At 62.0% G+C, this 13,902-nt stretch carries 10 protein-coding genes and 1 other RNA gene; 4 read left to right on the top strand and 7 right to left on the bottom strand.

Going from position 1 to position 13,902, the window contains the following annotated elements; genetic code table 11:
• Positions 1 to 3: 3 nt before the first annotated feature.
• Genes fdhF through IAG25_RS16800 form a run of 3 tightly spaced genes read right to left on the bottom strand, consistent with a single transcriptional unit; the run spans position 4 to position 4,982 of the window.
• Positions 4 to 2,925 (bottom strand): formate dehydrogenase subunit alpha, encoded by a 2,922-nt coding sequence (fdhF, locus tag IAG25_RS16810; RefSeq protein ID WP_187605860.1) that lies wholly within the window; start codon positions 2,923 to 2,925, stop codon positions 4 to 6.
• A 15-nt stretch (positions 2,926 to 2,940) separates the two neighbouring features.
• Entirely contained in the window at positions 2,941 to 4,497 is a 1,557-nt protein-coding gene (locus tag IAG25_RS16805) for a formate dehydrogenase beta subunit (protein WP_187605859.1), read from the bottom strand.
• Positions 4,494 to 4,982, bottom strand: coding sequence for an NAD(P)H-dependent oxidoreductase subunit E (locus tag IAG25_RS16800; RefSeq protein WP_035503185.1), 489 nt, complete (start codon positions 4,980 to 4,982; stop codon positions 4,494 to 4,496). The genes IAG25_RS16805 and IAG25_RS16800 overlap by 4 nt, the downstream gene beginning before the upstream one ends.
• 128 nt (positions 4,983 to 5,110) lie before the next feature.
• Here IAG25_RS16800 and IAG25_RS16795 point away from each other — a divergent pair, with 128 nt between their 5' ends.
• Complete coding sequence (locus IAG25_RS16795; protein ID WP_187605858.1) at positions 5,111 to 6,181, top strand: substrate-binding domain-containing protein; 1,071 nt, start codon at positions 5,111 to 5,113, stop codon at positions 6,179 to 6,181.
• Positions 6,182 to 6,324: 143 nt separating this feature from the next.
• On the top strand, positions 6,325 to 6,594 hold the full coding sequence (locus IAG25_RS16790; RefSeq protein ID WP_035503189.1) for a hypothetical protein: 270 nt from the start codon (positions 6,325 to 6,327) through the stop codon (positions 6,592 to 6,594).
• Between the two features lie 274 nt (positions 6,595 to 6,868).
• Here the strand turns inward: IAG25_RS16790 and ssrA are convergent.
• The 4 genes from ssrA to ompA form a co-directional block, all read right to left on the bottom strand.
• Positions 6,869 to 7,226, bottom strand: a transfer-messenger RNA (tmRNA) gene (ssrA, locus tag IAG25_RS16785).
• Positions 7,227 to 7,307: 81 nt separating this feature from the next.
• A complete protein-coding gene (gene gph / locus IAG25_RS16780; protein ID WP_255503760.1) occupies positions 7,308 to 8,072 on the bottom strand; it encodes a phosphoglycolate phosphatase in 765 nt (254 codons plus the stop codon).
• A gap of 4 nt (positions 8,073 to 8,076) precedes the next feature.
• On the bottom strand, positions 8,077 to 8,775 hold the full coding sequence (ubiG, locus tag IAG25_RS16775; protein WP_187605857.1) for a bifunctional 2-polyprenyl-6-hydroxyphenol methylase/3-demethylubiquinol 3-O-methyltransferase UbiG: 699 nt from the start codon (positions 8,773 to 8,775) through the stop codon (positions 8,077 to 8,079).
• A gap of 191 nt (positions 8,776 to 8,966) precedes the next feature.
• Positions 8,967 to 9,629, bottom strand: coding sequence for an outer membrane protein OmpA (gene ompA / locus IAG25_RS16770; protein WP_035503193.1), 663 nt, complete (start codon positions 9,627 to 9,629; stop codon positions 8,967 to 8,969).
• Positions 9,630 to 10,323: 694 nt separating this feature from the next.
• Here ompA and gyrA point away from each other — a divergent pair.
• Together gyrA and IAG25_RS16760 are read left to right on the top strand one after the other, a co-directional pair.
• The gene (gene gyrA / locus IAG25_RS16765; protein WP_187605856.1) at positions 10,324 to 12,969 is read left to right on the top strand and encodes a DNA gyrase subunit A; all 2,646 of its coding nucleotides are present in this window, start codon (positions 10,324 to 10,326) and stop codon (positions 12,967 to 12,969) included.
• A 161-nt stretch (positions 12,970 to 13,130) separates the two neighbouring features.
• Entirely contained in the window at positions 13,131 to 13,745 is a 615-nt protein-coding gene (locus IAG25_RS16760; RefSeq protein ID WP_187606125.1) for a DUF2059 domain-containing protein, read from the top strand.
• Positions 13,746 to 13,902 lie beyond the last annotated feature (157 nt).

Here is a 13,902-nt window from a genome sequence, read left to right as displayed (position 1 = left end):
TTATTATTTTCCTGAAGTGGTCGTGGCGAGATTGAGCAACTCGAGCTGCTGCGTGTTGAAGCGCGAGTACTCCTTCTGCCATTGCGACGGCTGTTCCACCGGCATCACCTGCACCGCCGTCACCTTGTACTCCGGACAGTTGGTCGCCCAGTCGGACGAGTCCGTCGTGATGACGTTCGCGCCCGATTCGGGGAAGTGGAACGTCGTATAGACGACGCCCGGCTGCATGCGCTCGGAAATCTTCGCGCGCAACACCGTCTGCCCGGCGCGCGACTCGATGCCGACCCAGTCGTCCTGCTTGATGCCGCGATCCTCCGCATCGACCGGATGAATCTCCAGGCGGTCCTCGTCGTGCCATTGCGAGTTTTCGGTGCGCCGCGTCTGCGCGCCGACGTTGTACTGCGACAGGATGCGCCCGGTCGTGAGCAGCAGCGGATACTTGCGCGTGACTTTCTCCGGCGTCGCGATGAACTTCGTGATGACGAAGCGTCCCTTGCCGCGCACGAATTCGTCGATGTGCATCGTCGGCGTGCCGTCCGGAGCTTTCTCGTTGCACGGCCACTGAATGCTGCCGAGCTCGTCGAGCCGCTCGTATGAAACGCCGTGGAAGGTCGGCGTGAGACGCGCGATCTCGTCCATGATTTCAGACGGGTTCGCGTAGTTCATCTCGTAGCCGAGCGCGCGCGAGAGCTTGATCGTCACTTCCCAGTCGGAGAGGCCCGGCAGCGGCGGCATCACCTTGCGCACGCGCGAGATGCGGCGTTCGGCGTTGGTGAAGGTGCCGTCCTTTTCGAGGAAGGTCGAGCCGGGCAAGAGAACGTGCGCGTACTTCGCCGTTTCGTTCAGGAAGATGTCCTGCACGACGATACATTCCATCGACGACAACGCATCCGCCACGTGCTGCGTGTTCGGGTCCGACTGGACGATGTCCTCGCCCTGGCAGTAAAGGCCCATGAACGTGCCGTGCATCGCGGCATCGAACATGTTCGGGATGCGCAGACCCGGCTCCGGCTGAAGCTGCACGTCCCACGCTTCTTCGAAGAGCGCGCGCGTTGCCGCGTCGCCGATATGCCGATAGCCCGGCAGTTCGTGCGGGAACGAGCCCATGTCGCACGAACCCTGCACGTTGTTCTGGCCGCGCAGCGGATTCACGCCGACGCCTTCGCGACCGACGTTGCCCGTGGCCATCGCGAGGTTCGCGATGGCCATCACGGTGGTCGAGCCTTGCGCGTGCTCGGTCACGCCGAGGCCGTAATAGATCGCGCCGTTGCCGCCCAGCGCGTAGACGCGCGCGGCTTCGCGGACCTGTTGCGCGGGCACGCCGGTGACGGCTTCCATCGCTTCGGGCGAGTTCTCTTCCTTCGCGACGAAATCGCGCCACTGCCCGAACGCGCGCTCTTCGCAGCGTTCGGCGATGAAATCTTCCTTCAGCAAGCCTTCCGTGACGATCACGTGCGCGAGCGAGTTGACCATCGCGACGTTCGTGCCCGGCCGCAATTGAAGGTGATACTGCGCCTTCACGTGCGGCGTATCGACGATATCGATGCGGCGCGGATCGATCACGATCAGCTTCGCGCCTTCACGCACGCGGCGCTTCAGGCGCGAGCCGAAGACCGGGTGGCCGTCGGTCGGATTCGCGCCCATCACGATGATCACGTCCGACTGCTCGACCGATGCGAACGTCTGCGTGCCCGCCGATTCGCCGAGCGTGGCCTTAAGGCCGTAACCCGTCGGCGAGTGGCAAACACGCGCGCAGGTATCGACATTGTTGTTGCCGAACGCCGCGCGCACGAGCTTCTGCACGAGGTAGGTCTCTTCGTTCGTGCAGCGCGAAGACGTGATGCCCCCGATCGAATCGCGGCCGTACTTGTCCTGGATGCGGCGGAATTCGCTTGCCGCATAGGTGAGCGCTTCGTCCCACGACACTTCGCGCCACGGGTCGGTGATCTTCGCGCGGATCATCGGCTTCTTGATGCGATCCTTGTGCGTCGCGTAACCCCATGCGAAGCGGCCCTTCACGCACGCGTGGCCTTCGTTCGCCTGGCCGTTCTTGTTCGGCGTCATGCGCACGACGGTGTTGCCCTTCATTTCCGCCTTCAGCGAACAGCCGACGCCGCAATACGCGCACGTCGTGATGGCCGAGTGTTCGGCCTGGCCGAGCATGATGACGGTCTTCTCTTGCAGCGTCGCGGTCGGGCACGCGGCGACGCATGCGCCGCACGACACGCATTCCGATTCCATGAACGGCACGTTCTCGCTCGCCGCGACGCGCGATTCGAAGCCGCGTCCGGCGATGGTCAGCGCGAACGTGCCCTGAGTTTCCTCGCAGGCGCGCACGCATCGATTGCAGACGATGCACTTCGACGGGTCGTAGGTGAAGTACGGATTCGACTCGTCCTTCTTGTCTTTCAGATGGTTCGCGCCTTCGTAGCCGTAGCGCACTTCACGCAAGCCGACGACGCCCGCCATGTCCTGCAATTCGCAATCGCCATTGGCGGGGCAGGTGAGGCAATCGAGCGGGTGATCGGAGATATAAAGCTCCATCACGTTGCGGCGCAGCGATTGCAGCTTGTCGGTTTGCGTGCGCACTTTCATGCCCGCTTCGACAGGCGTCGTGCACGAGGCCGGATAACCGCGCTTCCCTTCGATCTCGACAAGGCACAGACGGCACGAACCCCACGGCTCCAGAGAATCCGTCGCGCAGAGTTTCGGCACGTTGACGCCGGCTTCGATCGCGGCGCGCATCACCGATGTGCCCGCGGGCACCGTGACGGATTCGCCGTCGATTTCCAGCGTCACGTCGATATCGGCGTGACGCAGCGGCGTGCCGTAGTCGGTTTCGTCGAGCGGATCGCGGCGCTGCACCGACGCCGCGCTCTTGCACGCGCAGTTGCCGGAACCGCAGCCGTTGATGGTGTTGGACATTGTCGTCTCCTTGTTCTATGCCGCTTTCTGTGCAGGCGTGCGGGGCAGCCCGAAGTCCTCGGGGAAGTGATCGAGCGCGGACATCACCGGGAACGGCGTCATGCCGCCCATCGCGCAGAGCGAGCCCGACACCATCGTGTCGCACAACTCGCGCAGAAGCGTGATCTGCTTCACCGACGTATCGCCCTCACGAATCTTCGCGATGACTTCCTCGCCGCGCGTCGAGCCGATGCGGCACGGCGTGCACTTGCCGCACGATTCGAGCGCGCAGAAGTGCATCGCGTATTGCGCGAGTTCGGCGAGGTTCGAGGTGTCGTCGTGAACCACGAGTCCGCCGTGCCCGACCACCGCGCCGACCTTCGCATATTCCTCGTAGTCGAGCGGAATGTCCCACTGGCTTTCCGGCAGATACGTGCCGAGCGGCCCGCCCACTTGCACCGCGCGCGCCGGACGGCCGCTCGCGGTGCCGTCGCCGTAGGTGTAGAGCAGTTCGCGCAGCGTCACGCCGAACGCCAGTTCGACGAGCCCGCCTTGCTTCACATTGCCCGCGATCTGGAAAGGCAGCGTCCCGCGCGAGCGGCCCATGCCGAAGTCGCGATAGAAGGCCGCGCCCTTCGCGAAGATGATCGGCACGGTCGCGAGCGTGATGACGTTGTTGATGACCGTCGGCTTCCCGTACAGACCGGTGAGCGCCGGCACCGGCGGCTTCGCGCGCACGATGCCGCGCTTGCCTTCGAGCGATTCGAGCAGCGCGGTTTCCTCGCCGCACACATACGCGCCCGCGCCCTTCGCGACATACAGCTCGAATGCGTGCGACGTGCCGAGCACGCTCGCGCCGAGCCAGCCTGCATCACGCGCCTTGTCGATCGCGCGATTGAGCGTCGCGATCGAATGCGGATACTCGCTGCGCACGTAGATGTAGCCCTTGGTCGCGCCCACCGCCACGCCCGCGATGATCATGCCTTCGATTAGCATGTACGGATCGCTTTCCATGACGAGACGGTCGGAGAACGTGCCGGAGTCGCCTTCGTCTGCATTGCAGACGATGTACTTCTGATCCGCATACGCGCCGCGCACCGTCTTCCACTTGATGCCCGCGGGAAACGCCGCGCCGCCGCGACCGCGCAGGCCGGAATCGAGCAGCGCCTGGCAGACGGCGTCGCCGTTCATGTCGAGCACCTGGCGCAATCCTTCGAGGCCGCCGAGCGCGGTGTAATCGTCGATGGACAGCGGGTCCGTGATGCCGATGCGCGCGAACGTCAGACGCTGCTGGTTCTTGAGGTAAGGAATCTCGTCGACGACGCCGACGTTCTTCTCGTGCGCCTTGCCCTCGTGAAAGCCGGCATCGAAGAGCGCGGCGACATCATCGGCTTCGACGTTCGAATAACCGATGCGCCCATCTGCCGTCTCGACTTCGACGAGCGGTTCGAGATAGAAAAGTCCGCGCGAACCGTTGCGCACGAGTTGCACGTCGATGCCGCGCTTCTCCGCTTCGCTCGCGATGGCTTCCGCGACGCCTTGCGCGCCCAGCGCGAGCGCGGCGGAATCGATGGGAACGCAAATGCGCGTCATGCCGTCACCTCCGCGACCTTCGTTTGCGCCGCAGCGTACAGGCGGTCGAACTTCGCCGGCGTCACGCGCGCGTGCAATTCGCCGTTGATCATCATTGACGGAGACAGCGCGCATTGACCGAGGCAGAACACGGATTCGAGCTCGGTGTCCTCGGCATGACCGCTGTCGAAGCGGCAACCCGTGTGTCCTTCGATGTGGTCCTTCAACGCTTCCGTGCCCATGCTGCGGCACGCTTCCGCGCGGCAAAGCTGCACGGTTACGCGGGCGGGCGGGGCGGAACGGAAGTGATGATAGTAGGTGATCACACCGTGGACTTCTGCGCGCGACAGCGATAGCGCCTGCGCGAGCGGCGCGATGGCCGTCTCGGGCACGTAGCCGACTTCGTCCTGGATGGCGTGAAGAATGGTCATCAACGTCGCGTCTTGTACCGCGTGGCGACGGACGAGTTCAGCGGATGCAGCGGCGGAAAGCTGCGGATGTGTCATGGGGCTCCTCCAACACTCGGCATATGTTTTGTCGGTACATATTTACGTCGATATAATTACGGGTGCCGAGCCTGTATAAGAACAATAGGCGTCGTGATATATCTTGGCAATAGGATGGGGGAGTGCATATGGTGGACGTCGAATGCCGGGCCGAACTGGTCCTGCGGGACGCCGATGGCCGGGAAACCAGTCTCAGCGCGGTTGTCCCGCTTTTACAACTCGTCGCACAGACGGGCAGCATCGCGAATGCCGCGAACGCTAAGGGTTTGTCCTATCGGCATGCGTGGGGTTTGTTGCGCGAAATCGAAGCGCGGCTGGGCGGCGCGCTCATCACGAAATCGCGCGGGCGCGGCTCGGTGCTTTCCGAACTGGGCGAGTCGGTTCTGCGTGCGCAACGGGTTTGCGGCGAGCGGCTCGAAGCGCCGCTGCAGGCGGTGGCGAACGACGTCGCCGTGGAATTGAACCGGCGCCTCGCGGGCGGCATCACGCAGGTGCGGATTCACGCGTCGCATGGTTATGCGGTCGCGACGCTCGTGCGCGCGCTCGGCGATCAGCGCGTGCCGGTCGATATCAAGTATCGGGAGAGCGCCGAGGCGGTGAGTGCGCTCGCACGCGGCGAATGCGAACTGGCCGGTTTCCATCTGCCGATCGGCGAATTCCGCTCGACGTGCGCGGAGATCTATCGGCCATATCTGGACCGAAACAAGCATCAACTGATACGGCTCACGCGCCGCACGCAGGGTCTTTTTCTGCCCAAGGGCAATCCGAAGGGCATCTCCGGTTTGCGCGATCTCGCGCGCAGCGACGTGCGCTTCGTCAATCGCCAGCCGGGTTCGGGTACGCGCATGCTGCTCGATTTGTCGTTGCGTCGCGTGGGCGTCGATCCGGACCAGATCAATGGGCATGCGACGACCGAACTGACGCATTCGGCGATCGCCGCGTTCGTCGCCAGCGGCATGGCCGATCTCGGCTTCGGCGTGCAACCGGCGGCGCAGCATTTCGCACTCGATTTCATACCGATCATCGACGAGGACTACTTCTTCGCTTGCGAACGCGCGCGGCTCGACGAGGCGCGGCTTGCTTCCGTGTTGCGCATCTTGCGCAGCCCGGGGTTCACGGACAGCGTCGCTCATCTGGAAGGCTATGATCCGGCGCATTGCGGGTCGCTCGTCGATGTCGACGAAGGTTTGCGCGGCTGAAGTAAGCGCGTGAGGCGCACCGGAAACGCGCGGTAAGAGAGCGGGGCGGGCATAAAACTGCCGCCGGCGGCGAATTGGGTTAACCTAACGGCTTGCTGTCGACTTTACTGCTCTGAGCGCGATTCTCCGCGCGATATACCGCCATGAAACTCTCGTTGCTTGCTTGTTCCTCCGCCGCGCTCATCGCTGGCGCGGCGTATCTGGTTCCAGTCGCCTTTGCGCAGAATTCCCCGGGCATGCCGGGCGGGGTTCTGCAAGACGAATTCCGCTTCAATGCGCATCCGCAGATGCAGTTCGCGGCGTCCGCGCCGTCGGATAAGTATCAGAAGGGTAAGTCGGCGATGCGTCGTCGCGGCGACGACGGCGATCCCAACGGCTGCAATCTGAAGTGTCCGAAGGATGGGACGAACTGAGTGGTCTCACGCTGCTGCGGGGCGTCTTTGGCCGCTGCCGAAGGCGCACGCGTCGAAACGGTTGTTAACTGACACAAGGCAACGGTATTAGGACCGCTCCGATTCGGCCGATACCTGTCGCCGCTTATTCTCTCGGGCGTAGCGAAGGTCGTCTCTGTCCTTGCTACGTCTCTCAAGGATGTTTGCCCCGCCTCGCGCGGGGTTTTTTTCGTCTTTTCGCCGGCGAAGAAAAACCCGCGATGCTTGCGCAATCGCGGGTTTTTGGCAAGTGTTCTGGTGGAGGCGGCGGGAATCGAACCCGCGTCCAGAAGCGCTCTACGAACAGTTCTACATACTTAGTTCTGTCTTTTGATTTAACCATAACGACGCGGACGAACACGCTGCGTTACGGCGATTCACTAATTTTTCGACCTTGGCGTCGTGACGCCGCAAAGGCTTATCTGACGTATATGACCTCTCGTGGCATTGCTACCCTAACCCGTCAGCGAATTAGTGAGAGGACGGCGGCCCTTAGGCTGCCAGTGCGAACGTATCGTCGTTTGCAGTTACGATTTTCCCATTGATTAACGAGGTGACGGGTCCTCGGTATGCCCTGACCGCTTCACAACCCCTGTCGAAACCAGGTCGCCCCCGAAACGGAATAAGGATTATCCCACGAAACACGATGTGAGGCGAACGGCGCAGTTTTCAAGCCGCCTGTTTCGCCTCGCCACTCAAGCGATGTCGCGCAACAAGTGCTGAAGTTCTTCCGTCGAATCGACCACGTGATTGGCGTGCCAGCGACGTGGCGGAATGTCGTCGCCGCAATAGCCGTAGGCGGCCGCCACGGTGATCATGCCCGCGGCAAACCCGGCCTGCACGTCGCGCAGATCATCACCGACATAGACGATGCGCTCCGGCGCGACATCCAGCAATTCCGCCGCATGCAGGAGCGGCGCGGGGTGCGGCTTCGAATGCGGCGTGGTGTCGCCGCAGACGAGGCAGCCAGCGCGCGTATCCAGTCCCAGCAAGCCGACGAGCGGCGCGGCGAACCGTGTCGCCTTGTTCGTGACGATGCCCCATCGCACGCCGCGCGCATCCAGTTGATCGAGTATCTCCGCGATGCCCGGAAACAGCGTCGTCTCGATGCACAGATCGGCCTCGTAGTTCGCGAGAAATTCGTCGCGCATCGCGGCGAAATCGTGATGCTCCGGCCCGATCTCGAACGCGCCGCCGAGCAGTCCGCGCGCCCCCGCCGACGCATAGGGCCGCAGCGTTTCGAGCGGCCGCATCTCGAGGCCGCGGTCGTGCCGCATCTTGTTCACCGCGGCGACGAGATCGGGCGCGGTGTCGGCGATGGTGCCGTCGAGGTCGAACAGCACGGCCTGGCACAACCCGAGACCATCGCCCTCGGTGAGTCGCTGGGGCAGGGGAATCGTTTCTTCCGGCAGGGGCTTGGTATCGATGGTGCCCGTGGACAAGGGATCGTCGTTGATCATGGCGTCAGGCTTCGCGGCGGCAAGCCATCATGTAGTTGATGCTCGTGTCGTTTGACAGGCCGAAATGCTTGGAGATCGGCCGATACGTGATGCCTTTGATGTCGACCGTCAAAAGCGAAGCCGCGCGCGCGAACGTGGCCAGTTCGGACGGCTTGATGAAGCGCGCGTAATCGTGCGTGCCTCGCGGCAGCATGCGCGCGATGTATTCCGCGCCGATCACGGCAAACAGATACGCCTTCGCGTTGCGATTCAGCGTGGAGAAAAACACCCAGCCGCCCGGCTTCACCAGTGCGGCGCACGCGGCGACGGTCCCTGCGGGATTCGGCACGTGTTCGAGCATCTCCATACAGGTCACGACGTCATACGAACCGGGCTCGCGCGCGGCGAGTGCTTCAGCCGAGATCTCTTCGTACGCGACTTCCACACCGCTTTCGAGGCTATGCAGATCAGCGACGCCAAGCGCGCTCGACGATAAATCGATGCCTTTCACGTTCGCGCCGCGCGTGGCCATCGACTCGGACAGAATGCCGCCGCCGCAGCCGATATCGAGAACACGCTTGTTCATCAGATGCGCGTGCGCATCGATCCAGTCGAGCCGTACCGGGTTCAGTTCATGCAGCGGCTTGAACTCGGCGTTTGGGTCCCACCAGCGATGCGCGAGCTCGCTGAATTTCTGCAGTTCGTGGGGATCGACATTGGTCATGTTCGGAAGTGCCTTTTTGAGTCGTGAATCGATTAGGACCGAGTATATAGGCGCCGCAATAGGCGGGCAAAAAGCGGAATAGATGAAGCCTACCCGAATCGGCGGCTCATTAAGCGAATGCCCAAAAGGCGTCAGGCATAAAAAAACCCCCGCCGAGGCGGGGGTTTGATCTGCGGCAATCCAACTCGCGATTACTGCTGCGGCTGACGCGTCGTGCCGACAACTTCGATCTGCACGCGACGATCCGGCGCGAGGCAGGCGATGAGTTGCTTGCGATTCTTCTGCTGGCAGCTGTTGCCCGTGACCGGGTCGCGCTTGCCCTTGCCTTCCGTGTAGATACGGTTGGCTTCGATGCCCTTGCTGACCAGGTAAGCCTTCACAGCTTGCGCACGGCGCAGCGACAGACGATCGTTGTACTTGTCCGAACCGATGCGGTCGGTGTAACCCGTTGCAACCACGACTTCGAGGTTCAGCGCGCCGATCTTCGATGCCAGATCGTCAAGCTTTTCCTTACCAGCCGGCTTCAGGACTGCCTTGTCGAAGTCGAACAGAGCGTCAGCCTGATAGGTGACCTTCTGGCTCTGGATGACCGGGGGCGGCGGAGCGACCGGTGCCGGCGGCGTCGGTGCTTGCGCGACCAGCGCGCCATCGCACTTTGCGTTTGCCGTAGCCGGGGTCCAGAATGCGTCGCGCCAGCACAGTTCGTTCGTGCCGTTCATCCACACATACTCGCCCGTGCCGTTCACCCAGTTGTCGTTCACAGCTTGTCGCGAGGCCGGCACCGACTGTGCCGAGGCCGATGCAGCCATAACTGCGGTAGCTGCAATGAACGCGAGCTTTGAAAGTTTATTCATATTTCTCCTCTCGAAATTGAGATTACCGCAGGTTTACTGCGAGCCTGTAGACGAAGACAAGTCATACATTGCTCGAAGTATAACATTCCCTACGGAACAAAACGCGCTGTATAGACTTCGAGCAATGTCTAAGTTTGTGCGTTGGCATTTTGCCATATCGTTCCCTTGCAACGATAAAAATATCCCCGCACGCTGTACGCCCGCAACCTTATGTGGTGCATGCGCAACAAGAAAGGGACAGGAGACGGTCAAGGCTGAAGAAGGCGCGAAACGTGCGCACATTGCGTGCCCGAGAGCGATTTCCTGCGAGTTTTTATCGTCGGTGTTTTTGCGTCTGGCAAAACGACGAGGCGGCATGATAGCCCGCCCACATGTCGAATTGACGGAATGCGTTCCCCGGTTTTTGTAAGTAATTGGTACAGCATTGCACATTGCGAATTCTCGCTGCGCATTCCGGTTTCGCACTCGACACACACTGTATGTATACAGCGTGCGTCCGGGCACAAATGTCGCGCATGGTAGAATCTCCTGATGCGCTGCGTTCGCACGCATAAAAAGGCATGCGCTGCATATGCGGCGCGCAGCGTACGTCGGCTACGCGCCACGCCGGCACATGTCGCGCGGCCGGCGGGCGAGTCCGCGAAATCACCGCGCGCGCTGCCGTGTCGCCGCTGCAAAGTTCAAGACACGGATAATGGATCAATTCGCCAAAGAGACTCTGCCAATCTCCCTTGAGGAGGAAATGCGCCGCTCGTATCTCGATTACGCGATGAGCGTGATCGTCGGGCGCGCGCTTCCCGATGTCCGCGATGGCTTGAAGCCGGTGCATCGTCGGGCGCTCTACTCGATGCACGAGCTGAACAACGACTGGAATCGCGCGTACAAGAAATCGGCGCGTATCGTCGGCGATGTCATCGGTAAATACCATCCTCACGGCGACGCGTCCGTCTACGAGACGATCGTTCGCATGGCGCAGCCGTTCTCGCTGCGCTACATGCTGGTCGACGGCCAGGGCAACTTCGGTTCGGTCGACGGCGACAACGCCGCGGCGATGCGCTACACCGAAATCCGCATGGCGAAGATCGGCCACGAGCTGCTGGCCGACATCGACAAGGAAACCGTCGACTTCGGTCCGAACTACGACGGCAGCGAAAGCGAGCCGCTCGTTCTCCCGGCGCGCATTCCCAATCTGCTGATCAATGGCTCGGCCGGCATCGCGGTCGGCATGGCGACGAACATTCCGCCGCACAACCTGCGCGAAATCGTCGACGCCTGTCTGCATCTGCTGAACACGCCCGAGGCCACCGTCGACGAGCTGATCGAGATCGTGCCGGCGCCGGACTTCCCGACGGCCGGCATTATCTACGGCGTCGCGGGCGTGCGCGACGGTTACCGCACCGGGCGCGGTCGCGTCGTGATGCGCGCGGCCACGCACTTCGAAGAGATCGATCGCGGTCAGCGTCAGGCGATCATCGTCGACGAGATTCCGTATCAGGTGAACAAGCGCACGCTGCTCGAGCGCATCGCCGAACTCGTCAACGAGAAGAAGCTGGAAGGCATTTCCGACATCCGCGACGAATCCGACAAGAGCGGCATGCGCGTCGTGATCGAGCTGAAGCGCGGGGAAGTGCCTGAAGTCATCCTGAACAATCTGTACAAGCAGACACAGCTTCAGGACACCTTCGGCATGAACATGGTCGCGCTTGTCGACGGCCAGCCCAAGCTGCTGAATCTGAAGGAAATGATCGAGTGCTTCCTGTCGCATCGACGGGAAGTGCTGACGCGGCGCACTGTATACGAACTGCGCAAGGCGCGCGATCGCGGGCACGTGCTCGAAGGTCTCGCCGTCGCGCTCGCGAACATCGACGATTTCATCGCGATCATCAAGGCCGCGCCGACGCCGCCGATCGCGAAACAGGAGTTGATGGCGCGTCCGTGGGATTCGTCGCTCGTGCGCGAAATGCTCACGCGCACCGAGACCGAGGCTTCGGGCGGCCGCGTCGCCTATCGTCCGGAAGGGCTGAATCCGGCGTACGGTCTCCAGGAAGACGGCCTGTATAAATTGTCGGACGTCCAGGCGCAGGAAATTCTGCAGATGCGCCTGCAGCGCCTGACTGGGCTCGAGCAGGACAAGATCGTCGGCGAATATCGCGAAGTGATGGCGCAGATCGCCGATCTGCTCGACATCCTCGCGCGGCCTGAGCGTATCCGCCAGATCATCGTCGATGAGTTGGGTCAGATCCGCGCCGAATTCGGCGACGACCGCCGCTCGCGCATCGAAATGAACGCGACGGAGCTCAACACCGAAGATCTGATCACGCCGACGGACATGGTCGTGACCATGTCGCACTCGGGCTACGTGAAGTCGCAGCCGCTTTCCGAATACCGCGCGCAGAAGCGCGGCGGGCGCGGCAAGCAGGCGACGCAGATGAAGGAAGACGACTGGATCGACACGCTCTTCATCGCGAACACGCACGATCACATGCTGTGCTTCTCGAACCGCGGCCGCGTGTACTGGATCAAGGTGTACGAAGTGCCGCAGGGCTCGCGCAATTCGCGCGGCCGTCCGATCGTCAACATGTTCCCGCTGCAGGACGGCGAGAAGATCAACGTCGTGCTGCCGATCAAGGAATTTTCGGCGGACAAGTACGTGTTCATGACGACCGCGCTCGGTACCGTCAAGAAGACGCCGCTCGAAGCATTCAGCCGTCCGATGAAGAAGGGCATCATCGCGGTCGGTCTGGATGACGGCGACTACCTCATCGGCGCGGCTATCACTGATGGCGAGCATGACGTGATGCTGTTCTCGGACGCGGGCAAGGCCGTACGTTTCGACGAGAACGATGTCCGCGCGATGGGCCGCGAGGCACGCGGCGTGCGGGGCATGCAACTGGAAGACGGGCAGCAGGTCATCGCGATGCTGGTCGCGGGCGGCGAGAATCAGTCGGTGCTCACGGCTACCGAGAACGGCTACGGCAAGCGCACGCCGATCAACGAGTACACGCGTCACGGCCGCGGCACGAAGGGTATGATCGCGATCCAGACATCGGAGCGCAACGGCCGGGTCGTCGCTGCGACGCTCGTCGAGCCGGAGAGCGAGATCATGCTGATCACGACTTCGGGCGTGCTCATCCGCACGCGTGTTTCCGAAATCCGCGAAATGGGCCGTGCAACTCAAGGTGTTACACTCATCAGCCTTGACGAGGGAACGAAGTTGTCGGGACTGCAGCATATCGCCGAGGCGGAAGCCGAGGCCGAACTCGAGGCAGACGCCGGTTCGGAAGACTCTGCCGCCAAGTCCGGCGACACGGAAAATGATGAAGGCGGAGAAAGCGCCTGATATTTTTTGTGTCGCGGGTCTCTCGTTATCGCTTTTGAAAGCTCGGATTAGTTAAGCTGCGCGACGTGAGTTCGTTATCGACGTCAGGCGAGGCCGGCGTCGGAAAACGGGCAAAAGCTCGTCGCCAGTGCTGAACTGGATATTTTTTACAGGGAGTAATGATGCAAGGACGTTTCAAGCAGTGGATGTTGCTGGCCGCTTTCGTGCCGACTATCGCGATGGCTCAGTCGCTTCAGAACCAGGCGCCCGCACAGTCGGCCGCACCGGCGGCCGCAGCAGCACCGGTTGATCCGGCCAAGCAAGCCGCGATCAAGGACCTGCTCGACGCGATCGATGCGCAGAAGCTGGTCGGCGCGATCGGTAACAGCGCACAGATGCAATCGAAGCAACTCGTGCCGGCGATCCTCTCGGACGCGCTGTCCGAGAACAAGACGCTGAACGACAAGCAGAAGCAAGCCGCTGTTCCGTCGCTGCAAAAGAATGCAGTGCCGAAGCTGGTCGATTCCGCTGGCCAGGTCTTCGCAACCGACGCATTCCGCAAGGACGCGATGCAGGCTCAGTACGACGCGTACGCGAAGTACTACTCGACCGACGAGATCAAGGATCTGACCAACTTCTACAAGAGCCCGACCGGCCGCAAGTTCATCCAGGTTCAGGACCAGGTTGGCCGCGACGTCGTGAACGGCCTGATGCAGAAGTACATGCCGCAAGCCATCAAGGCAACGCGCACGCAAGCCGATCAGGAAGTGGCGAGCGTCAAGCCGAGCGCCAAGTAAGCGTAGCCTCGGTCTGACCGAAATCCGCAGGACGGCGCTTGCCGTCCCTTGCATTGGCGGGTTTTCAGGACAGTGCGATAATGGCTGTTTGCGCAAGACGCGCAAACAGCCATTTCTTTTTGGACGTGAGAACGCGGCCTTCGTTTGATCCGCCGTT

Source organism: Caballeronia sp. EK, assembly GCF_014384845.1.
In the GTDB taxonomy this organism is placed as follows: domain Bacteria; phylum Pseudomonadota; class Gammaproteobacteria; order Burkholderiales; family Burkholderiaceae; genus Caballeronia; species Caballeronia jiangsuensis.
The sequence above is the reverse complement of the archived record's forward strand: the minus strand, read 5'-3'. Positions and strand labels throughout refer to the sequence as shown.